This is a genomic window from Variovorax sp. GW821-FHT09A10, from assembly GCF_059418385.1.
The window spans coordinates 181,724-203,289 of sequence record NZ_JBWKPT010000001.1; the positions used below are offsets into that span (position 1 = coordinate 181,724).

The 21,566-nt window shown below is 67.6% G+C and carries 20 protein-coding genes and 1 pseudogene; 11 read left to right on the forward strand and 10 right to left on the reverse strand.

From position 1 onward, the window contains the following. Positions 1-30: 30 nt before the first annotated feature. The gene (gene pncB, locus AC07Q9_RS00935; protein ID WP_062470551.1) at positions 31-1,251 is read right to left on the reverse strand and encodes a nicotinate phosphoribosyltransferase; all 1,221 of its coding nucleotides are present in this window, start codon (positions 1,249-1,251) and stop codon (positions 31-33) included. A gap of 185 nt (positions 1,252-1,436) precedes the next feature. On the opposite strand from pncB, the gene AC07Q9_RS00940 reads away from it, so the two are divergent. Both AC07Q9_RS00940 and AC07Q9_RS00945 read left to right on the forward strand, forming a co-directional pair. Beyond that, positions 1,437-1,670 carry a CsbD family protein gene (locus AC07Q9_RS00940; protein WP_062470554.1) on the forward strand — a complete coding sequence of 78 codons (234 nt, stop codon included), beginning with the start codon at positions 1,437-1,439 and terminating at the stop codon, positions 1,668-1,670. Positions 1,671-1,720: 50 nt separating this feature from the next. Continuing rightward, positions 1,721-2,131: a hypothetical protein gene (locus AC07Q9_RS00945; RefSeq protein WP_489057453.1), complete on the forward strand. Its 411-nt coding sequence runs from the start codon at positions 1,721-1,723 to the stop codon at positions 2,129-2,131. A gap of 60 nt (positions 2,132-2,191) precedes the next feature. On the opposite strand, the gene AC07Q9_RS00950 is transcribed toward AC07Q9_RS00945, so the two are convergent. Then, a complete protein-coding gene (locus AC07Q9_RS00950) occupies positions 2,192-2,653 on the reverse strand; it encodes an acyl-CoA thioesterase (RefSeq protein ID WP_495306916.1) in 462 nt (153 codons plus the stop codon). Continuing rightward, a complete protein-coding gene (locus AC07Q9_RS00955; RefSeq protein ID WP_495306917.1) occupies positions 2,650-3,576 on the reverse strand; it encodes a histone deacetylase family protein in 927 nt (308 codons plus the stop codon). Before AC07Q9_RS00955 ends, AC07Q9_RS00950 begins: the two co-directional genes overlap by 4 nt. A gap of 194 nt (positions 3,577-3,770) precedes the next feature. Between AC07Q9_RS00955 and AC07Q9_RS00960 the strand changes: the two genes are divergently transcribed. Both AC07Q9_RS00960 and AC07Q9_RS00965 read left to right on the forward strand, forming a co-directional pair. After that, a complete protein-coding gene (locus AC07Q9_RS00960; protein ID WP_099796175.1) occupies positions 3,771-4,322 on the forward strand; it encodes a phasin family protein in 552 nt (183 codons plus the stop codon). 129 nt (positions 4,323-4,451) lie between these two features. Further along, entirely contained in the window at positions 4,452-5,210 is a 759-nt protein-coding gene (locus AC07Q9_RS00965; protein ID WP_489057456.1) for a 3-hydroxyacyl-CoA dehydrogenase, read from the forward strand. Here the strand turns inward: AC07Q9_RS00965 and AC07Q9_RS00970 are convergent. Continuing rightward, on the reverse strand, positions 5,158-6,105 hold the full coding sequence (locus tag AC07Q9_RS00970; RefSeq protein ID WP_495306918.1) for a YihY/virulence factor BrkB family protein: 948 nt from the start codon (positions 6,103-6,105) through the stop codon (positions 5,158-5,160). The genes AC07Q9_RS00965 and AC07Q9_RS00970 overlap by 53 nt on opposite strands. A 74-nt stretch (positions 6,106-6,179) precedes the next feature. Between AC07Q9_RS00970 and dnaG the strand changes: the two genes are divergently transcribed. Beyond that, positions 6,180-8,216, forward strand: coding sequence for a DNA primase (gene dnaG / locus AC07Q9_RS00975; protein ID WP_495306919.1), 2,037 nt, complete (start codon positions 6,180-6,182; stop codon positions 8,214-8,216). A 181-nt stretch (positions 8,217-8,397) separates the two neighbouring features. Here dnaG and AC07Q9_RS00980 read toward each other — a convergent pair whose 3' ends face one another. Further along, positions 8,398-8,679, reverse strand: a complete 282-nt coding sequence (locus AC07Q9_RS00980; protein WP_260684981.1) for a hypothetical protein — start codon at positions 8,677-8,679, stop codon at positions 8,398-8,400. Here AC07Q9_RS00980 and rpoD point away from each other — a divergent pair. From rpoD to AC07Q9_RS00995, 3 genes are all read left to right on the forward strand, one after another. Next, complete coding sequence (gene rpoD / locus AC07Q9_RS00985; protein WP_495306920.1) at positions 8,672-10,876, forward strand: RNA polymerase sigma factor RpoD; 2,205 nt, start codon at positions 8,672-8,674, stop codon at positions 10,874-10,876. The genes AC07Q9_RS00980 and rpoD overlap by 8 nt on opposite strands. Positions 10,877-10,984: 108 nt before the next feature. Beyond that, positions 10,985-12,223: a multidrug effflux MFS transporter gene (locus AC07Q9_RS00990; protein ID WP_495306921.1), complete on the forward strand. Its 1,239-nt coding sequence runs from the start codon at positions 10,985-10,987 to the stop codon at positions 12,221-12,223. Between the two features lie 12 nt (positions 12,224-12,235). Then, on the forward strand, positions 12,236-13,363 hold the full coding sequence (locus tag AC07Q9_RS00995; protein ID WP_495306922.1) for an HPP family protein: 1,128 nt from the start codon (positions 12,236-12,238) through the stop codon (positions 13,361-13,363). A 141-nt stretch (positions 13,364-13,504) separates the two neighbouring features. Here AC07Q9_RS00995 and AC07Q9_RS01000 read toward each other — a convergent pair whose 3' ends face one another. The 3 genes from AC07Q9_RS01000 to AC07Q9_RS01010 are packed head-to-tail and all read right to left on the reverse strand — an operon-like array spanning position 13,505 to position 16,669. Then, positions 13,505-14,491, reverse strand: a complete 987-nt coding sequence (locus tag AC07Q9_RS01000) for a tripartite tricarboxylate transporter substrate binding protein (RefSeq protein ID WP_495306923.1) — start codon at positions 14,489-14,491, stop codon at positions 13,505-13,507. Positions 14,492-14,525: 34 nt separating this feature from the next. After that, positions 14,526-15,725 carry a CaiB/BaiF CoA transferase family protein gene (locus AC07Q9_RS01005; protein WP_495306924.1) on the reverse strand — a complete coding sequence of 400 codons (1,200 nt, stop codon included), beginning with the start codon at positions 15,723-15,725 and terminating at the stop codon, positions 14,526-14,528. Continuing rightward, on the reverse strand, positions 15,722-16,669 hold the full coding sequence (locus AC07Q9_RS01010) for a hydroxymethylglutaryl-CoA lyase (RefSeq protein ID WP_495306925.1): 948 nt from the start codon (positions 16,667-16,669) through the stop codon (positions 15,722-15,724). The genes AC07Q9_RS01005 and AC07Q9_RS01010 overlap by 4 nt, the downstream gene beginning before the upstream one ends. Before the next feature lie 104 nt (positions 16,670-16,773). Between AC07Q9_RS01010 and AC07Q9_RS01015 the strand changes: the two genes are divergently transcribed. From AC07Q9_RS01015 to AC07Q9_RS01025, 3 genes and pseudogenes are all read left to right on the forward strand, one after another. Further along, a complete protein-coding gene (locus tag AC07Q9_RS01015) occupies positions 16,774-17,691 on the forward strand; it encodes a LysR family transcriptional regulator (protein WP_495306926.1) in 918 nt (305 codons plus the stop codon). A 120-nt stretch (positions 17,692-17,811) separates the two neighbouring features. After that, a pseudogene (locus AC07Q9_RS01020) lies at positions 17,812-18,705 on the forward strand (MBL fold metallo-hydrolase); the annotation flags it as partial. Beyond that, positions 18,699-19,424 carry a DsbA family protein gene (locus AC07Q9_RS01025; protein ID WP_495306927.1) on the forward strand — a complete coding sequence of 242 codons (726 nt, stop codon included), beginning with the start codon at positions 18,699-18,701 and terminating at the stop codon, positions 19,422-19,424. The pseudogene AC07Q9_RS01020 and the gene AC07Q9_RS01025, both read left to right, overlap by 7 nt. On the opposite strand, the gene AC07Q9_RS01030 is transcribed toward AC07Q9_RS01025, so the two are convergent. Further along, a complete protein-coding gene (locus AC07Q9_RS01030; RefSeq protein ID WP_070059654.1) occupies positions 19,421-19,720 on the reverse strand; it encodes a putative quinol monooxygenase in 300 nt (99 codons plus the stop codon). The two genes, AC07Q9_RS01025 and AC07Q9_RS01030, sit on opposite strands and share 4 nt — an antisense overlap. Before the next feature lie 118 nt (positions 19,721-19,838). Then, positions 19,839-21,542, reverse strand: a complete 1,704-nt coding sequence (locus AC07Q9_RS01035; protein WP_495306928.1) for a tannase/feruloyl esterase family alpha/beta hydrolase — start codon at positions 21,540-21,542, stop codon at positions 19,839-19,841. Positions 21,543-21,566: the final 24 nt, after the last annotated feature.

Below are 21,566 nucleotides of genomic sequence, written 5' to 3' on the forward strand. Positions count from 1 at the left end.
TGTACCGTACCAGACAGGTCAGTACAGCCTTCAAACGGGGGGTTGTTCGATCTCGAACACCTGGCGCAGGTAGGCCAGGTATTTCTCGTCCTCGCACATGTTCTTGGACGGCGTGTCCGACAGCTTGGCCACCGGCTGGTCGTTGCACTGGATCATCTTGATGACGATCTGCAGCGGCTCGTAGCCCAGGTCGTTGGTGAGGTTGGTGCCGATGCCGAAGGCCAGCAGGCAGCGACCGCGGAACTGCTGGTACAGCTCGATGGTGCGCGGCACCGTGAGACCGTCGCTGAAGATCAGCGTCTTGGTGAGCGGGTCGACCCGGTTCGCGTGGTAGTGCGCCAGCATGCGCTCGCCCCACTGGAACGGGTCGCCGCTGTCGTGGCGGGCGCCGTCGAAGAGCTTGCAGAAGTACAGGTCGAAGTCGCGCAGGAAGGCGCTCATGCCGTACACGTCGGACAGCGCAATGCCCAGGTCGCCGCGGTACTCGCGGGCCCAGCTCTCGAAGCCGAAGATCTGGCTGTCGCGCAGCCGCGGGCCCAGGGCCTGGCAGGCCTGCAGGTACTCGTGCGCCATGGTGCCCAGCGGAATCAGCCCCAGCTTCATGGCGTACAGCACGTTGCTCGTGCCCGCCAGCTGTGGCAGGTGCTCGCCCGCGGGCGACTTGGCCGGCGGCGAGGCCACGGCGCCGAGCCGTTGTGTCAGCGTGCGCAGCACTTCCTCGTGCCAGTCTTTGGAGAAGCGGCGACGCGTGCCGTAGTCGGCAATCTTCAGGTCGCCCAGGCCGGCTTCCTGCAGCTGGCTGATCTTGAGGTCGAGGCGGCGGCGGCCTTCTTCGAAGTCGGGGTTCTTCTGCGTGTTGCGAAAGTAGACCTCGTTCACGATGGCCAGCACCGGGATCTCGAACAGGATGGTGTGCAGCCACGGCCCCTTGATGCGGATCTCGAGCTCGCCCGAGGGCTGGGGGATGACGTTGATGTACTTCTCGTTGAGCCGGAACAGGCCCAGGAAGTCGACGAAGTCGCTCTTGATGAAGCGCATCGAGCGCAGGTAGGCGAGCTCGGCATCGCGGAACTGCAGCGAGCACAGGCTGCGGATCTCGTCGCGGATCTGTCCCGCGAACTGCGCGAGGTTGACGCCCGGGTTGCGGCACTTGAAGCGGTACTCGACCCGCGCCCCCGGAAAGTGGTGCAGGACCACCTGCATCATCGTGAACTTGTAGAGGTCGGTGTCGAGCAGGCTGTGAATGATCATGGTGCGGTGCGCGGTGTCTCGGGTCTCTGGCGTCGGCGTCCGTTCCATTATCACGGCCTGCGTCGGCCTGTGCCTACGAGGGTCGGACTGCACGTCCTACCGGCAGGGGGAATCACTCACGCGACATTGATTTCACGGCGGCGGCATGTTCCGCCGGGTCATCACTCTTACGCAAGGAGATTCGCATGAACAAGGACACCATCGAAGGCAACTGGAAGCAGCTCAAGGGCAAGGTCCGCGAGCAATGGGGCAAGCTGACCGACGACGACTTCGACGTCATCGCCGGCAAGCGCGACCAGTTGCTGGGCCGCATCCAGGAACGCCACGGCATCAGCCGCGACGAGGCCGAGAAGCAGGTGAAGGACTGGGAATCGCGCGACGGCCGCTCGCCGGACGCGCTCTGGTTCGAGAAGAACTGAGAAAGACACCGGCCATCCGGCCCTGCCACTCACCGCAAAGGACACACACCATGAAAAAGCAACACCTCGTCATGCTCGCCCTCGCCTCCACCTTCTTCGTCGCCGGCCAGGCCGGTGCGATGACCAAGGACGAGTACAAGGTCGCCAAGGAAAAGGTCGAGGCCGACTACAAGGTCGCCAAGGCCCAGTGCGACACGATGAAGGACAACGCCAAGGACGTCTGCCAGAAGGAAGCCAAGGGCAAGGAAGAAGTGGCCAAGGCCGAGCTGGAGCAGCAGTACCAGCCGAGCGACAGCCATGCCCGCAAGGTGGCCGAAGAGAAGGTGAAGGCCGCCTATGAAGTCGCGAAGGAAAAGTGCGACGACCAGACCGGCGCAGCCAAGGACGCTTGCGTGAAGCAGGCCAAGGCTGATGAAGCCCAGGGCAAGGCCGACATCAAGGCCATGAAGAAGACGATGTAAGCGGGGTCATGCCCTACTCACTCATGGACGGCGCCTGCGGGCGCCGTTTTTCATGGGCGCTCAGGCGCGCAGCGAATCGACCACCTGCTGCAGCGCCTCGGGCAACGGCACCGGCCGCTGCGTCGCGCGATCGACGTACACATGCACGAAGTGCCCCTGCGCAGCCGCGGTGTCGGCGCCCTCGGCAAAGAGCGCGATCTCGTAGCGCACGCTCGAACGACCCGCCTGCGCCACGCGGATGCCCGCCTCCACCGTCTGCGGGAAGGCCACCGGTGCGAAGTAATTGCACTGCGTCTCGACCACGAAGCCGATGGTGGGGCCGCCGTGGATGTCGAGCGCGCCGCGCTCGATGAGCAGCGCGTTCACCGCGGTGTCGAACCAGCTGTAGTAGACGACGTTGTTGACGTGGCCGTACATGTCGTTGTCGGCCCAGCGCGTCGGGATGCTGCGGAAGGCCCGGTAGGCGCTGCGGGTGTGGGGCGTGGGCTTGGGGGTTGAGGTGGGTGGTGTGGGGGCGCTCATCGCGCGGCATTTTGCCAGCGGCGCCAGTAATCGAGCGCCACCCGGAAGGTGCCCAGCTGCACCTGCACCGTCTCGGCGATGTCGCTGGCATAGCCGCCGGCCATCGCGAAGGCCGTGGGAATGCGGCGCTGCCAGGTCCAGTCGAACACGCGGCGGTCGCGCGCCTCCAGGCCGTCGAAGCTCAGCTTGAGGCGGCCGAGCCGGTCGCGCTCGAAGGGGTCGGCGCCGGCCAGGTAGATCACGAGGCCGGGCAAGAAGCGGCGGTCGAGCTCGTCGAGCGCGTGCTCCAGCGCCGCCAGGTAGTCGGTGTCGCCGCAGCCGTCGGGCAGCTCCACGTCGAGGTCGCTCGCCTCCTTGCGGAACGGGAAGTTCTTCTGGCCGTGCACCGACAGCGTGAACACGCTCGGGTCGCCCTGGAAGATGCGGGCGGTGCCGTTGCCCTGGTGCACGTCGAGGTCGATCATCGCCACCCTGAGCAACCGACCGGCGCGGGCCTGCTCGACCTGCATGAGCCGCGCGGCCACCGCCGCATCGTTGAAGACGCAGAAGCCGCTGCCCTTGTCGGCATAGGCGTGGTGCGTGCCGCCGGCCATGTTGGCCGACACGCCGCCCGCGAAGGCCGCGCGGCAGGCGGCGATGGTGGCGCCGGTGGAGCGGCGCGAGCGCTCGACCATCGCCTCGCTCCACGGAAAGCCGATCTCGCGCATGGCCTGCGGGCTCACGCGGCCTTCGCTGACGGCGGCGATCCATTCGGGGGTGTGGGCCAGCGCCAGCTCGTCGTCGGTGGCGCGCGGGGCCGCGTCCATCTCGACGGCCGGCAGCTGCTCCTGCAGGCGATCGCGCAGCATCGCGTAGCGCGACATGGGAAAGCGGTGGCCCGGCGGCAGGGGCAGGACGAACTGCCCGGAATAGAAAGCACGCATGGCCTTCATTCTGGCGGTGTGCCCAAAGTTGCCGAATTTAGAAGGCCGCTTCTAAATTGCTGCACAGCAGCAAAAAACCGCTTGATCGCTGCGTTCAGCTGCCTATACTTCAGGCCATGCTGCACCGCAACATGAACGACGAGGCGCAGCGCAACGTGAATCGACCACCCCATCATCCTTTCTGGAGATCTCAAATGGCCCTGACCGCTGACCAAATCCTCGCCGCTCAAAAAGCAAACCTCGAAACCCTGTTCGGCCTGACCTCCAAGGCTTTCGAGGGCGTTGAAAAGCTGGTCGAACTGAACGTGACCGCTTCCAAGGCCGCCCTGACCGAAGCCCAGAGCACCGTCCAGGCCGCCCTGAGCGTCAAGGACGCCCAAGAGCTGCTGACGCTGCAAGCCAGCCTGTTCCAGCCCCTGGCTGAAAAGACCGCTGCCTACAGCCGTCACCTGTACGACATCGCCCAAGGCACCAACGCCGAATTCTCGAAGGCTTTCGAAGCCAAGGCCGCTGAAGCCCAGCAAGCCTTCGTCGGCCTCGTCGACAGCGCTTCCAAGAACGCCCCCGCCGGTTCGGAAACCGCCGTCGCCGTGCTGAAGAGCGCCGTGGCTGCCGCCAACAACGCTTTCGAATCGGTCCAGAAGGCCGTCAAGCAAGCGTCGGACGTCGCCGAAGCCAACTTCAACGCCGTGTCGACCCAAGCCGTCGCCGCTGCCAAGACGGCCACCGCTTCGCGCAAGCGCTAAGCACCGACCACCACCAGTTGTCTCCTTGGGTCCTCACGGATCCAATTCAGGGCCTCATCTTCGGATGAGGCCTTTTTTTTGGCCCGGCGACGTCTTCGATAATGCGGGTCTCATCTCTGGAGACTTTTCATGCAAATCGACGGCAAGGTTTTTATCGTGACCGGTGGCGCTTCGGGCCTCGGCGAAGGCACGGCGCGGATGCTGGCCGCCAACGGCGCCAAGGTGGTCATCGCCGACATGCAGGCTGACAAGGGCGAAGCCGTTGCGAAGGAAATCGGCGGCGTGTTCGTCAAGTGCGACGTGAGCCAGGAAGCCGACGGCCAGGCCGCGGTGGCCGCCGCGCTCAAGCTCGGCAAGCTGATGGGCCTGGTCAACTGCGCCGGCATCGCACCGGCCGAGAAGACCGTGGGCAAGAACGGCCCGCACGCGCTGGCCGTGTTCAGCAAGACCGTCACGGTCAACCTGATCGGCAGCTTCAACATGATCCGCCTGGCGGCCGACGCCATGGGCAAGAACGAGCCCGAAGCCACCGGCGAGCGCGGCGTGCTGATCTCGACCGCCTCGGTCGCAGCCTACGACGGCCAGATCGGCCAGGCCGCCTACAGCGCCTCGAAGGGCGGCGTGGTCGGCATGACCCTGCCCATCGCCCGCGACCTCGCGCGCAGCGGCATCCGCAACATGACCATCGCCCCCGGCATCTTCGGCACGCCCATGCTGTTCGGCATGCCCCAGGAAGTGCAGGACGCGCTGGCCGCCAGCGTGCCCTTCCCGTCGCGCCTGGGCACGCCCGAGGACTACGCCAAGCTGGCCAAGCACATCATCGAGAACGACATGCTCAACGGCGAGGTGATTCGTCTGGACGGAGCGATTCGATTGGCCCCTCGCTGATCTCGGACGCCGGCAGCTTCGTGCTGCCGGTGCGGTCCAGGCGCTCGTAGTTCGCGATCACCTGGGCCCCGAGCAGCACCAGCATGGCGGCGATTTCCAGGCTCAGCAGCACCACGATCGCCGTGGTGAGCGAGCCGTAGACGATGTTCACCTGCGACAGCGTCGAGAAGTACCAGATCAGCACGCGCCGCGTGGCCTCCCACAAGAGCGCAGCCGTCACGCCGCCCAGCAGCGCATGCCGCAGCGACATGCGCCCCGCCGGCATCACGAGGTAGAGCGAGGTCAGCATGAAGATCTCGCCGCCCAGCCCCAGCAGGTACAGCAGCAGGCCCGAAATGCCCGACAGCGACCAGCTGCGCCCCAGCAGGTCGACGCTTTCCTGCCCCACCAGCTGCAGCGCACCCGACACCAGCGTGACCAGCAGCAGCCCCGCGCACAGGCTCAGGATGTAAAGGTACGGCATCGCCACCGACACGAGAAAGTGACGCTTGTGATCGTCCTTGCGGTGGTGAAAGATCACCGCCATCGCGCTTTCGAGCACGCTGAACGCCAGCGAGCTGAAGAAAATCATCGTCACCAGCAGCACCGGCCCGAGCACCGAGCGGTGGTCCAGGAAGCTCGACAGCTCGGCCACGATGGCTTTCGACTGCCCCGGCAGCAGCCATTCGAGGTAGCGCCCGATGGTGCGCAGCAACTCGCCCTGGTCGATCACGTGCGACAGCGCCATCACGCTCACGATCAAGAGCGGCACGATGGACAGCAGCGCGTAGTAGGCCACCGCCCCCGCCAGCAGCAACCCCTGGTTGGCACGGAAGTCCTTGAGCGCGCCCCAGACGAAGCGCAGCGGATGGCGCAGCAGCGGCGCGGCGTGTTGCAAAGGCAGGGGCGTCTTCATGCGTGATGTGGATTTGCGGCGGGGTTCAGTATGCCGCCCGCGCGCTTGCGTATGATTTGCCGCTCCCCGCAGCCATGACCATCCCCGCTTCATTCATCCAGGAACTCATCGCGCGCGCCGATGTGGTCGAAATCGTCGGCCGCTACGTCCAGCTCAAGAAGGCCGGCGCCAATTTCATGGGGCTGTGCCCCTTCCACGGCGAGAAGTCGCCTTCGTTCTCGGTCAGCCCGACCAAGCAGTTCTATCACTGCTTCGGTTGCGGCGTGCACGGCAACGCCATCGGCTTCCTCATGGAACATGCGGGCATGGGCTTCGTCGAAGCCGTGCACGACCTGGCCGGCCAGTACGGCCTGGTCGTGCCCGAGGACGACGTCTCGCCCGCCGAACGCGCCCGCGCCGCCAGCCAGCGCCAGAAGCAGGCCACGCTGACCGACGTGCTCGAAAAGGCCGGCGACGCCTACCGCAAGGCGCTGCGTCAGGCGCCCGGCGCCATCGACTACCTCAAGGGTCGCGGTGTGTCGGGCGAGGTCGCCAAGCAGTTCGGCATCGGCTATGCGCCGGCCGGCTGGCGCGCGCTGGCCAGCGTGTTTCCCGACTACGACGACCCGCTGCTCGCCGAGAGCGGCCTGGTGATCGTCAACAACGAGGAAGGCAAGCTCAGCGACGAGGAAGCCAAGCGCTACGACCGTTTCCGCGACCGCGTGATGTTCCCGATCCGCAACGTCAAGGGCGAGTGCATCGGCTTCGGCGGGCGCGTGCTCGGCGACGAAAAGCCCAAGTACCTGAATTCGCCCGAAACGCCCGTCTTCAGCAAGGGCCGCGAGCTCTACGGCCTGTACGAGGCGCGCGCCGCCTTCCGCGACCGCGGCTACGCGCTCGTCACCGAGGGCTACATGGACGTGGTAGCGCTGGCCCAGCTCGGCTTTCCGAACGCGGTCGCCACGCTGGGCACGGCCTGCACCACCGAGCATGTGCAAAAGCTCTTCCGCTTCACCGAGTCGGTGGTGTTCAGCTTCGACGGCGACGCCGCCGGACGCCGCGCCGCGCGCAAGGCGCTCGACGGCGCCCTGCCCTACGCCACCGACACGCGCAACATCAAGTTCCTGTTCCTGCCGGCCGAGCACGACCCCGACAGCTACATCCGCGCGCACGGCGCCGAGGCGTTCGCGGGCTTCGTGGCCGAGGCCACGCCGCTGTCGCGCTTCATGCTCGAGGCCGCCCGCGAAGGCTGCGACCTGAGCTCCGCCGAGGGCCGCGCCCACATGACCAGCAACGTGCGCCCGCTCTGGAGCGCCATGCCCGACGGCGCGCTCAAGCGGCAGCTGCTCAGTGAGATCGCCACGCTGGTGCAGCTCGACGCCGCGGCGCTGTCCGACCTGTGGGCCACCGCCGCGCCCGGCCCGCGCAAGGGAGGCGGCGGCAATAGCCAGCCATCCCAGGCGCCGCAGCGCCACAGCGAGCCCGACAACTACGGCAACGACCCCGGTGACTACTACCCGGACCTGCCGCCGACACAGGACTACGAGCCGCCGCGCTACGAAAACGAGAGCAAGCCCAAGTTCCAGCCGCGCAAGTTCACCAAGGGCAAGCGCTGGGGCGGCAAGTTCGAGGAACCCATCGAGCCGCTGCGCGGACGCGGCAAGCCGCCGAGCCGGCCCGACGTGGCGGTGCGGCTGGTGCTGTCGAACATGGCGCAGTGGGAGGCGCTGTCGCACGAGCTGCACGTGATGCTGTGCGACCTGCCGGGCGAGCACGGCGCCCTCTTCACCTGGCTGGACAGCCAGCTGCACGAGCACGGCGTGCAGCCCTGGGCGGCGCTGCGCGAAGGCCTGCGCGGGCTCGATTTCGCGCCGCTGGCCGAGCGCCTCATGAGCGTTTCCGAGGCCGGGCCGGTGCCCGAAGGCGAGGAAGAACAGCACCAGGCCGAGGCCGCCAAGGAGCTGGGGAGCGTGCTCGACTTCATGCTCGACGACCGGCTCAAGGCCCAGCAGAGCGAGGCCATCGCTTCGGTTGGAAAAGACCCGAAAGCCCTGGAGCGCTACAAGGCGCTGGAAGCCCGCCGGCTCGAATTGCGAGACCGCATTCGCGCGTCGGGGACAGATACTGCTTGAAATTTGCGCAACAGGCTATAATGTAGGGCTTCGCAACTGGCGAAATTAGGCAAGAGCGACAGCAGCACCTCCGGGCCGACCCCTAGCGCAACGCACTCCAACGGTAAATTCCGGCGGAAAGGGTCAATAACCGCAAGGACTGCACACCAAATGTTCGCCCGACATCTTGCCTGGTGAGGAATTAATTCCTCGTTTCCCAATTGTTTTGTCCGTGCCTGTGCACGGGCATGGTGGTGCTGTCCGCGTGGCAGCGCGCCTGTGATCCCGCTTGTCTTTTCTTGTCGTAACGAGGTCGTATGCCCAGTTCAAAGAAGCCTGCTCCTTCACTTGCCAAAAACGTCAAAAGCGTCGCCACCAAGCCCGCAGCAGAGAAACCGCTGAAAGCCGGTGCCAAACCGGCAACCAAGACGGCTGCCGCCGCGTCCAAAACGGCAGCCGCAACGAAAGTGAAAACCGTGCCCACGAAATCGACCTCTCTCGACGATCCCAAAAAAGCCGCGGCCACTGCCACGGCTGCCCCCGCTGCCAAGAAAGTTGGCCGTCCGCCCAAGGCCGCCAGCGCTGCAGCTGCGCCCGCCACCGGCGCCAAGCGCGGGCGCAAGCCCAAGGCCGCCAAGGAAGCCGGCGAGAGCGACATCGACCTGTCGGACATCGAAGAAGACCTGGCCGGTGACGAGCCGGCGGTGGCCGCGACCACCGAAGAGAAGGTCAAGCCGCTGCGCATGAAGATCAGCAAGGCGAAGGAACGCGCCTTGATGAAGGAGTTCGGCCTCGACGAGACCGTGCTCTCCGAAGAAGACCTGGCCAAGCGCCGCTCGCGCCTGAAGACCCTGATCACGCTGGGCAAGACCCGCGGCTACCTCACGCACGGCGAAATCTCCGACCACCTGCCCGACAAGCTGGTCGACGCCGAGACCATGGAAGTCGTGGTCACCATGCTCAACGACATGGGCGTGGCGGTGTACGAGCAGACGCCCGACGCCGAAACCCTGCTGCTGAACAACACCGCGCCCACCGCCACCACGGTGGAAGAAGCCGAGGAAGAAGCCGAAGCGGCCCTGTCCACGGTGGACAGCGAATTCGGCCGCACCACCGACCCGGTCCGCATGTACATGCGCGAAATGGGCACGGTCGAGCTGCTGACGCGCGAAGGCGAAATCGAAATCGCCAAGCGCATCGAAGGCGGCCTGATGGCCATGATGGAAGCCATTTCGGCCTCCCCCGCCACCATCGCCGCGATCCTCGAAATGGCCGCGACCATCCGTGAAGGCAAGGTCGTCATCTCGACCATCGTGGACGGCTTCTCGAACCCCAACGAGGCCGACGACTACGTGGCCGAAGAAGACTTCGACGAATTCGACGAAGAAGACGACGACGACGGCAAGGGCGGCTCCAAGGCCCTGACCAAGAAGCTCGAAGAACTCAAGAACGAAGCCCTCTCGCGCTTCGACCGCATCGCCGAGATGTTCGAGAAGATCCACAAGATCTACGAGAAGGAAGGCTACGGCACGCCCGCGTACACCAAGGCCCAGCAGGCCGTGTCCGACGAGCTGATGACCATCCGCTTCACGGCCAAGACCATCGAGAAGCTGTGCGACCTGGTGCGCACGCAGGTGGACGACGTGCGCAAGAAGGAACGCGAACTGCGCCGCATCATCGTGGACAAGTGCGGCTTCCCGCAGGAAGAGTTCATTCGCGACTTCAGCGGCTTCGACAAGAACGGCAACCGCATCGCCTCCAACCTGCTGAACCTCAAGTGGGTCGAGAAGCAGGCCGCGGCCGGCAAGCCGTACAGCGCCGTGCTCGCACGCAACATCCCGCCGGTGCAGGAACTGCAGCAGAAGCTCGCCGACATCCAGTCGCGCGTGGTGGTGCCGCTGACCGAGCTCAAGGACATCAACAAGCGCATGAACGAGGGCGAATCGTCCTCGCGCGATGCCAAGAAGGAAATGATCGAGGCCAACCTGCGCCTCGTGATCTCCATCGCCAAGAAGTACACCAACCGCGGCCTGCAGTTCCTGGACCTGATCCAGGAAGGCAACATCGGCCTGATGAAGGCGGTCGACAAGTTCGAATACCGTCGCGGCTACAAGTTCTCGACCTACGCCACGTGGTGGATCCGCCAGGCCATCACGCGCTCGATCGCCGACCAGGCGCGCACCATCCGCATCCCGGTGCACATGATCGAGACGATCAACAAGATGAACCGCATCTCGCGCCAGCACTTGCAGGAGTTCGGCTTCGAGCCTGACGCCGGCATCCTGGCCGCCAAGATGGAGATCCCGGAAGACAAGATCCGCAAGATCATGAAGATCGCGAAAGAGCCGATCTCGATGGAAACCCCCATCGGCGACGACGACGATTCGCACCTGGGCGACTTCATCGAGGACAGCAGCAACACGGCCCCCATCGAGGCCGCGATGCAAGCGGGTCTTCGCGACGTGGTCAAGGACATCCTCGACTCCCTCACGCCGCGCGAAGCCAAGGTGCTGCGCATGCGCTTCGGCATCGAGATGTCGACCGACCACACGCTGGAAGAAGTCGGCAAGCAGTTCGACGTGACCCGCGAGCGCATCCGCCAGATCGAAGCCAAGGCGTTGCGCAAGCTGAAGCACCCGTCGCGCTCCGACAAGCTGCGCAGCTTCATCGACACCCTGTAATCCAGGTTCGCTGAAGCCCAAGCGCCCGCCTTGCCCCTCACCCGGGCGGCGGGCGTTCTCGTTTTTCCACCGACACACAACACACAAGTACAACGGAGCCGCCTTTCCATGAATCCCGACGCAGACAAACTCTGGCAGGCCCCGCGCTGGGCGCTTGCCGTGCTGCTCGCCGTGCTGGGCATGCTCGGGCCCTTCTCCATCGACACCTACATCCCGGCCTTCTCGGGCATCGCGAAATCGATCGGCGCGACGCCGGCCGAGATGCAGCAGACGCTGTCGGCCTACCTGTTCGGCTTCGCCTTCATGAACCTGTTCCACGGCGCGCTGTCGGACAGCTTCGGCCGCCGGCCCGTGGTGCTGTGGGGGCTGGCCGTGTTCACGCTGGCCTCGCTGGGCTGCGCGCTGTCGCAGAACATCACGCAGCTGGTGCTGTTCCGTGGCCTGCAGGGTCTCTCGACGGGCGCCGGCATCGTGGTGTCGCGCGCCGTGATCCGCGACATGTTCCCGCCGGCCGAGGCGCAGCGGGTGATGAGCCAGGTCACGATCTACTTCGGCGTCGCGCCGGCCATCGCGCCCATCGTGGGCGGCTTCCTGTTCGTGCACGCGGGCTGGCACTCGATCTTCTGGTTCCTCGTGGCCGTGGGCGTGGCGCTGTTCGTCGCCAACTACAAGCTGCTGCCCGAGACGCTGCACAAGGACCACCGCCAGCCCTTCCAGGTGCGCCACCTGATGCGCGGCTACTGCGACCTGTGCTCCGACCCGCGCTTCCTGTTGCTGGCCTTTGCGAGCGGCGTGCCCTTCAACGGCATGTTCCTCTACGTGCTGGCCGCGCCTGCGTTCCTGGGCGACCACCTGGCGCTGCAGCCGCAGCAGTTCTTCTGGTTCTTCCTGCTGACCATCGGCGGCATCATGCTCGGCGCGCGCGCCAGCGGCCGCATGGCCGGCAAGGTGGCGCCCAAGCGGCAGATCCGCGACGGCTTCCTGATCATGATGGTCACCTCGGTGGTCAACGTGGTGGCCAACATCTTCTTCCAGGCGCACGTGGCCTGGGCCGTGTGGCCGCTGGCGGTGTTCGCCTTCGGCTGGGCACTGATGGTGCCCGTGGTCACGCTGCTGGTGCTCGACCTGCACCCCGAGCGCCGCGGCATGGCCTCGTCATTGCAGGCCGTGATCGGCTCCACCGCCAACGGCGTCGTGGCCGGCGCGGTGGCGCCGCTGGTGATGCACTCCACGCTGGCACTGGCCCTCACCTCCGCGCTGATGCTCACGATCGGGCTGGTCGCCTGGGTCTGGCTGCACCACCGCTGGCCCGACATCGGGCGTCGGGTGGCGCACGAAGAAGCCTGAGGGGGACGGGGGATGCGATTCGCCGCACTGTGGACTTATCTGCGCGCCTGGCTCCCGGGCCCCTCCAACGTCAACGCGCGCGAGCGCCTGCGCGCCGTGGGCGGCGCAGGCCTCGGGCTGCTGATCACCGGCCTGCTGTGCCGCTGGCTGTCCGTGCCGCTGGAGCATGCGGTGTGGCTGGTCGCGCCGATGGGCGCCACCGCCGTGCTGGTGTTCGCCGTGCCCGCCAGCCCGCTGGCCCAGCCCTGGTCGGTGATCGGCGGCAACACGCTGTCGACGCTGGTGGGCATCGCCTGCGCCAGCTGGATTCCCGACACCGCCGTGGCTGCCGCCGTGGCCGTGGCACTGGCCATCGGCCTGATGTTCTTCACGCGCTGCCTGCACCCGCCCGGCGGCGCGGCGGCGCTGCTGGCGGTGCTCACGCACACCACCGATTTTTCGGCGGCGCTGTTCCCGGTGCTCGTGAACTCGCTGCTGCTGGTGCTGGCCGGCGTGGCCTACAACACGCTCACGGGGCGACGCTATCCGCACGTGCAGGTGGCGCGCCCGCCCTCGCCCGACGCGCGCTTCAGCCAGGCCGACATCGACGCCGTGCTGGCGCGCTACAACCAGGTGCTCGACATCAGCCGCGACGACCTCGAGTCGCTCATTCAGCAGACCGAGCTCGAGTCGTACAAGCGCCGCCTGGGCACGCTGCACTGCGCCGACATCATGTCGGGCACGCCGATCTCGGTGGAGTTCGGCACGCCGCTGCAAGAGGCCTGGACGCTGATGCACCAGCACCGCATCAAGGCGTTGCCGGTGACCGACCGCACGCGCCGCGTGGTCGGCATCGTCACGCAGGCCGACTTCTTCCGCCAGCTCGATCTGCAGCACCACGACGGCATTGCCGGCCGGCTGCGCGACCTGATCCGCGCCACGCGCACGGTGATGTCGAACAAGCCCGAGGTGGTCGGCCAGATCATGACGCGCCAGGTGCGCGTGGCCAGCGCCGACCGGCCGGTGGTCGAGCTGGTGCCGCTGTTCTCCGAAGGCGGCCACCACCACATTCCGATCATCGATGCAGAGAAGCGGCTGACGGGGATGATCACGCAGTCGGATTTCGTGCGGGCGCTGTACCGCGCGGTGAGCCCGGCGTAGGCCTCGCCTGTGCGTTGCTCCCTCCCCTTCCGGGGGAGGGTCGGGGTGGGGGCACGACGGACTCCACAACGACGCGGCGCCTCATCGCAGGCCGCTTGCCCCCATCCCAGCCTTCCCCCGGGAGGGGAAGGGGCAAGACATTCATTCCAAAACGACGTTCGCCTTCTTCACCAGCGCCGCATAGCGCGCGGCCTCGCTGCGGAAGTAGCTCGCAGCCTCTTCGGACGACGTGGGCTTGATGACATTGCCCTGTCGGTCCATCGCCTCGCGCACCTCGGCACTGGTGTAGGCGGCCACCACGGCGTCGTGCACGCGCTTGATGTCGACGGCCTGCATCTTCGGCGGGCCGATCACCGCGAACCAGCCTTCGACCGCGTAGTTCGGCAAGCCTTGCTCCGCAATCGTCGGAATGTCCGGCGCGGCCGGCGAGCGCGCCGGTCCGCACACGCCGATGGCGCGCAGTGCGCCGCTCTTGATGTGCTGCTGCACGGCCGGCAATGCGACCACGCCGATCTCGACCTGGCCCGCCATCATGTCGGTCACCATCGGGCCCGTGCCCTTGTACGGAATGTGCCGCGCCTTCACGCCGGCTTCGTCCATGAACATCTCGCCGGCCAGGTGGATGATGGTGCCGTTGCCCGACGAGGCGTAGTTGTAGCCGTCGGGCCTGGCGCGCAGCAGCGCCACGAGTTCCTTCACGTTCTTCGCGGGCAGCTTGGGGTTGACCATCAGCACCAACGGCGTTGCGCCCACCACGCTGATCGGCGTGATGTCATTGATCGCATCGAACGGCATCTTCTTGAACACGCTCGGGTTGATCACATGGTTGTTCGACACCATGCCGAGCGTGAGCCCGTCGGGCGCCGCCTTCACGATGGCCGAGGTGCCGGTGAGACCGCCCGCGCCCGGCATGTTCTCGATCACCACCGGCTGGCCGAAGGCCTTGCCGAGCGCCACCGAGGCGGCGCGCACGATGTTGTCCACGCCCGAGCCGGCGCTGATCGGCAGGATGAAGCGGATCGGTTTGTCGGAGCCCTGCGCAAAGGAAGGCAATGCGGCCAGCGCGGCGGCCGAGGCGCCGAAGCCCAGCATCGCGCGGCGGTTCATCGGGAAAAAGTTCGTGGTCATGGTCTTGTCTCTCGTCTTGTTTTTGAGGAAGCAGTCAGGCGATGGCCGCGTCGGCATGCATCGCATCCACCTGCGCGCCGGCATAGCCCAGCTCGGCCAGCAGCGCGCGCGTGTGCTCGCCCAGCGTCGGCGGATGCAGCCGCACGCCCAGGCGCTCGCCGCCGAGCGTGATCGGGAACAGCGTGGTCTGCGCCATCTCGCCGGCCCGCTCGCCATCGGGCAGGCGGATGTCCGCGAGACCGCCCGTGGCCTGCAGGTGCGGATCGGCATACAGGTCTTCGGGCCGCGTGATCGGCGCGAACGGCAGGCCGCGCGCCTCGAAGATCGCCGACAGCTCGGCGGCCGAACGGTCGGCCAGGCGCGCGCGCAGCGCGGCCAGCAAGGTCGGGCGCAGGCGCACGCGGTCGTTGTTGGTCTGCAGCGTGGCGTCAGCCTTCAGGTCATCGAAGCCCAGCGCGTCGCAGAAGGTCTTCCACTGCGCGTCGCTCACGGCCGCCAGGAAGATCTGCTCGCCGTCCTTCACGGTGAACACGTCGTACAGCGCCCAGGCCGAGATGCGCTCGGGCATCGGCGCCGCCGCCTGCCCCGTGATCGCGTACTGCAGCATGTGCTGGCCGACCAGGAACACGTTGTTCTCGAACAGCGCCGACTGCACCTCCTGCCCCTGCCCGGTCTCGGCGCGCTGCATCAGCGCGGCGATGGCGCCGATGGCGCCGAACATGCCGCCCATGATGTCGTTCACGCTGCTGCCCGCGCGCAGCGGATCGCCGGGGCGGCCCGTCATGTAGGCGAGCCCGCCCATCATCTGCACCACCTCGTCGAGCGCGGTGCGGTGCTCATAAGGGCCGGGCAGGAAGCCCGTGTGGTTCACGTACACGAGGCGCGGATTGAGCTTGCCCAGCGCCGCGTAGCCCAGGCCGTACTTGTCCATCGTGCCGGGCCGGAAGTTCTGCGCCACCACGTCGGCCGTGGCGCACAGGCGCAGCGCGGCTTCGAGCCCTTGCGGATGGCGCAGGTCGAGCGCGATGCTCTTCTTGTTGCGGTTGAACATCGGGAAGAAGCCCGCGCCCGCGCCCAGCAGGTGCCGCGTGCGGTCGCCGTCGATGGGCTCGACCTTGATGACCTCGGCGCCCAGGTCGGCCAGCACCATGCCGCAGGTCGGCCCCATGACCATGTGCGTGAACTCGACCACGCGGATGCCCGCGAGCGGCAGGCGTTTGGCTTCGGTGCTCATGCGGCGACGCCTTCCGCCGGTGCAAAGGTCTTCGGAAAGCCCGCGCGCCACACCGTGCCCTGCAGCGTCTCGCCGTCGAGCCAGCCGGCCACGCGCTTCCTCAGATCGAGCAGCTTCGGCAGATCAACGCCGGTGGCGACACCCATGCTCTCGAGCATGAAGACGAGGTCCTCGGTGTCGACATTGCCGCTCGCGCCCGGCGCATGCGGACAGCCGCCGATGCCGGCCAGGCAGGCGTCGAAGCGCGTGATGCCGACCTCCAGCGCGGCGTAGACATTGGCCAGGCCCAGCCCGCGCGTGTCGTGGAAATGCCCGCACCACAGGCGGTCGCCCGCGATGCGCAGCGCGCGCTCGAACAGGCTGCGCACCATGGCCGGATCGGCGTAGCCCACCGTGTCGGCGAGGCTCACGCGGTCGGCGCCGGCGTCGAGCAGCGCCTGCATCAGGCGCAGCACCTCGTCGGGGTCGACATGGCCCTGCAGCGTGCAGCCGAACGCCGTGCCGACGCCGCCGTCGATCAGCGTCTTCGAGCCCGCAGCGTCGCGCGCCGCACGGATGCGGCCGACCTCGGCCACCACCTCGTCGGGCGTCTTGCGCAGGTTGGCCAGGCTGTGCGCGTGGCTGGCCGACAGCGGCACCATCATCAGGTCGGCCTCGCCCGCAATGGCGCGCTCGGCGCCCTTGAGGTTGGGCACGAGCACCGAAGCGAAAAGCCCCGGCAGCGTCTTCGCATACGCCAGCAGCTCGGCCGTGTCGGCCAGCTGCGGCAGCAGGTGCGCCGGTACGAACGAGCCGACTTCGATCTCACGCTGGCCGGCCGCGTGCGCGTCGCGGATCCATTCGAGCTTGCGTGCGGTGGGCAGCACGCGGGCAATGCTTTGCAGCCCGTCGCGCAGGCCCACTTCGCGGACAACCGCGCGCGGCGGCAGGAAGGCGTGAATCAAGAGGGTGTCTCCGTCGTGAGGAACTGAATGACGTCGATCGTAGAAGTTCCGATTCAGTCCTGAAGGTATATTTTGGAAGCCGTTCGCTTCCCGATTGGAACTTCATGAGAGACCTCGACCTGACCACCCTGCGCCTGTTCGTCGCCGTCTGCGACAGCCGCAGCATCGCGCGCGCGGGCGAGCAAGCGAACATCGTCGGCTCGGCCATCAGCAAGCGCCTGGCCCAGCTCGAAGACACGGTCGGCACGCCGCTGCTGCTGCGCAAGCGCCGCGGCGTGGTGCCCACGCCGGCCGGCGAAACACTGCTCGAACACGCACGCGCGATGCTCGGCAGCGCCACCCGGATCGAGCGCGACATGGCCGCCTATGCCGGCGGTGCGCGCGGGCATGTGCGCATCCTGGCGTCGGCCTCGGTCATGGCCGAGTCGCTGGCCGAGGACGTGGCGGGCTTTCTGCAAGACCCGGCGCACCGCAACATCCGCGTCGACATGGAAGAGCGCGTGAGCCCCGAGATCGTGCGCGGCATCCGCGAGGGCGTCGCCTCCATCGGCCTGTGCTGGGACGCGGCCGACCTCGACGGCCTGGAGCGGCGCGACTACCGCTCGGACCACCTGGCCATCGTGGCCCACCCGTCGCACCCCGTGGCCCGCCACGACGCGGTGCGCTTCGAGCAGGTGCTCGACCACGAATTCGTCGGCATGCCCGCGCTGAGTGCCGTGCAGCTGATGCTCGCGCGCGAGGCGGCTGTGGCCGGCAAGCCGCTGGTGTACCGCGTGCTGGTGTCCAACTTTGATGCGGCGCTGCGCGTGGTGCGCGCCGGGTTGGCCATCAGCGTGGTGCCGGCGGAAGTCGCCCGGCCCTTCACCGAGGCCTTCGGGCTGCGGCTGATGCCGCTCACGGACGACTGGGCGCGCCGGCGTTTCGCGATCTGCTTTCGCAGCGAGGCGACGCTGTCGCCCTCGGCGCAACTGCTGGTCACCCACCTCGAGCGCTGCGCCACGGACCGCGCGGAAGCCGCCTGATTCGTCCGATAACCGAAACGATTCATTGTCTTGGCGGTGGTTTTTGTTTCGTTTCCCGCAACCTAACATCCGGTCTGTTCACGCTGTCACCCTCAACTCAACCGACCGAAAGACACCGCCATGTTCCGCAGAACCCTCGTTGCCGCCGCCGCCCTGTCCGCCGCATTCGCCCTCGCACCGCTCGCCGCCCAGGCTGCCCAGCCGCTGAAGATCGACGTCTACAACCCCGGCACGAAGTCGATGTTCCCCGTGTCGTCGGTGCTGGTCGCCGGCGCCACCGACGCCGTGCTGGTCGACGCCCAATTCCAGCGCAACGACGCGCAGGCCCTGGTGCAGAAGATCAAGGACAGCGGCAAGAAGCTGACCACGGTCTACATCAGCCACAGCGACCCCGACTACTACTTCGGCCTGGACGTGATCCGCGCCGCGTTCCCCGACGCCAAGATCGTCGCCACGCCGCAGACCGTGGCCGCCATCCAGGCCTCCAAGGACGGCAAGCTCGCGCACTGGGGCCCGATCCTCAAGGACAACGCGCCCCAGGCGCTGGTCGTGCCCGAGCCGCTGGCCGGCGACAGCCTCACGCTCGAAGGCAAGAAGATCCAGGTCGTCGGCCTGGATGGCCCCTCGCCCGCGCGCACCTTCGCGTGGATTCCCTCGCTGAAGGCGGTGGTCGGCGGCATTCCGGTGTCGGCCAACATCCACGTCTGGGTGGCCGACACGCAGACCGTGCAGTCGCGCCGCGACTGGCTCAAGACCCTCGACCGCATCGCCGCGCTGCACCCCAAGACCGTGGTGCCCGGCCATTACCTGCCGAACGCCGACGGCTCGGCACCCTACACCGTGGCGTCGGTGAAGTTCACGCGCGACTACCTCAAGGCCTTCGAGACCGAAGCCACCAAGGCCAAGGACTCGGCCGCACTGATCGCCGCCATGAAGCAGCGCTACCCGAAGCTCGAAGACGCCTCGTCGCTCGAACTGGGCGCCAAGGTCATCAAGGGAGAAATGAAATGGCCGCAATAACCGACAACAACGGCGATACCGCCACCCTGCACTGCATCTTCGATCCGCTGTGCGGCTGGTGCTACGCCGCCGCGCCGCTGGTCGAGGCCGCGCGCACCGTGCCGGGCCTGCGCGTCGAGTTGCACGCCGGCGGCATGATGACTGGCGCCAACCGCCGCCCCATCACGCCGCAGTGGCGCGACTACGTGATCCCGCACGACAGGCGCATCGCCGAACTCACGGGCCAGCCGTTCGGCGAGGCCTACTTCGAAGGTCTGCTGCGCGACACCGGCGCGGTGATGGACTCCGAACCGCCGATCACCGCCATCCTCGCCGCCGAATCGCTGCGTGCGGGCGGCGGGCTGGACATGGCGCACCGCGTACAGCAAGCGCACTACGTCGAGGGCCGGCGCATCGCGGAGGCCGGCGTGCTCGCCGAACTGGCGGTCGAGCTCGGCTTCGACGCCGAAGCCTTCGCCGCGGCCTTCGCGCAGCACACGGGCGACGCCACCGCGCGCCACATCGCCGCGAGCCGCGACCTGCTGCAGCGCGCGGGCGGCCAGGGCTTTCCGACTTTCGTGCTGGCGCAGGCCGACGGCAGCGCGGGGAGCATCGACATCGGACCGTGGCTGGGGCGAGCGGACGACTGGAAGGCGCAGCTCGCCACCTTCGTCGCACCGGCGCCGTCTGCAACGGCGTCCGAAGCCTGCGGGCCCGACGGCTGCGCGATCTAGGCGACCTTCTCCAGGAACACCAGCCGGATCGGCGCGTCCAGCAGCGCGTCGAACCGCTTTTCGAAGGCCTGGAAATACGGCGTGGCGAAGTGCGCGTCCAGCGCGGCCTGGTCCTGGAACGACTCGCGCATGTAGAAGCTGCCGGGCTCGTCGCGCAGTTCGAACAAGGTGTAGTCGAGGCAGCCGGGCTCCTGCCGCGTGGGCGCCACCAGCGCGCTCAAGGCGTCGCGCAGCGCCTCGCGCTGGCCGGTCTTGGCCTTCAGGACGGCGATGCTGATGAGGGGCGTGGTGCTCATGGGTCGTTGTGAAGTTCGGATGCCAGCAGTCTGCGGCGACCCTCGCACATGAAAAAGCCCCCTCGCCCCGAAACTCCTTCAATCGCCCCTTGAAGATCGCGACCGCTTCAAGCGCGCGCTACCGGCTGCACTGAAAGCTCGCCGCCTGCGACGCATCGCCATTCACGTAGCGCGGCCACAGCGGCCACTCGCACAGCGGACGCGCACGCGTGGTCTTGAACGGCGGCTGCACTTCTTGTTCAAGCAGCTGCAGCCCCGACGGCGCACGCCCGCGCTCGACCCAGTCGGCCAGCGCGCCGAGCATGTCGACGTTGGCAGGTGCGCCGCTGCCCACATGGTCGACACCGGGCGCGGTGTACAGGCGCATGAAGCGGTCCACGTTCTCGCGGCCCATGCGCGCCACCACCGACTCGTAGTAGCGGATGCCCGCGAACGGGCTCTGCGCGTAGTCGGCCATGTGCTCCAGCATCAGCAGCTTGCCGCCGCGCGCATGGAAGGCGCTCAGGTCGGGGTTGGTCGAGTCCATCAGCTGCGACACGGTGGCGATGCGCGCGGCGAAGTCTTCGGCGCGGTAGTTGCGCACGTCGAGCGACGGATTGCGCGCGTAGAAATACTGCAGCGCCCCGCTGCCGTAGAACCACGCGATGCCGTTGCTCGGCTGCGGCGGCACGGTCGGCGCGGCGGTGCCGGTCCACCAGGCGTTCCAGCCACCCATCGAGGCGAAGGCCGGCGTGCCTTCACCGCCGATGCCCCAGCCCGGGTACTCGGTGACGCCATGCGCCAGCGGCACGGGCGCGCGCCACGGCGAGCGCAGCGTGCGCACCGCCTGCACCTGCGCGTCGTTCAGGCAGTTGTCGCCGCTCGTGCCCGACGCGCAGCGCAAGGTGGCCGGGTCGAAGCGCTGCAGGCAGGCCACCGGGTTCGACACGATGCGATCGGCCACGCCGTCCGTCGCGTCGCACGACGCGAGCACCGCGTTGTGCACCAGCTGCACCTGCGCGGGCCGCAGCCAGCCTTCGCCGAAGGTGGCGATGCCGTTGCGCGTGCCCGCATGCTGCAGCCCCGTCCAGTTGATCACCGGCACGCGGCTGAAGATGCCGTCGAAGTCCTGCGGATAGCGCTGCGCCATCGTGAGCGCCTCGCGCCCGCCTTCGGAGCTGCCCATGAAGTAGAGCTTCTGCGGTGCGTGGCCGTAGGCGCGCTGCGTCAACGCCACCGCCACGTCGCGCACCTTCTTGTACGAGGCATGCGCGAAGTTCACGAGCGCTTCGTCGTTGAGCGCAAAGGCCTGCGGCGGCTGGCCCTGCACGTTCTGGTGGCCCGAGTCGGTGCCGTAGGTCACGTAGCCCTGCGCCAGCGGCGTGGGCAGGTCGAAGCGCGCGGCAGGCACCAGCGCCAGGCCGGTGATCAGCGTGCCGTTGAAGCCCCCGCCGCCGTACTGCACGCTGCGTCCGTTCCATGCGAGCGGCAGGTTGACCTGGAACAGGATCGGCGGCGCGCTCGCGTCGACCGGTGCGATGCGCCCGAGCACCTTGCAGTACGCAGGCATCGCCGGCGTGATGCGCGACGCGGGGCTGGGGCCGCGCTCGGCCACGGCGAGCGCAGACGCCGGCACGAGCGCCGCCGAGTCGATCGTCGCCGCGCCGCTGGGCAGGCCGATGGCGCTGGCCGCCACCGGTGCGGTGAGCGCCGCACACGCCTGGGCCGGATCGGCGCCGAGGCCGAGGCGCGTGGGGCCGGTCGGGGCCGTGCCGCATGCGGCGAGCAAGGCGGCGGTCGCCAGCATGGCGCCCCCGCTGAACACTGTCTGGGGGATCGCCATCTGTCTGTCTCCTGGTTGTTTTAT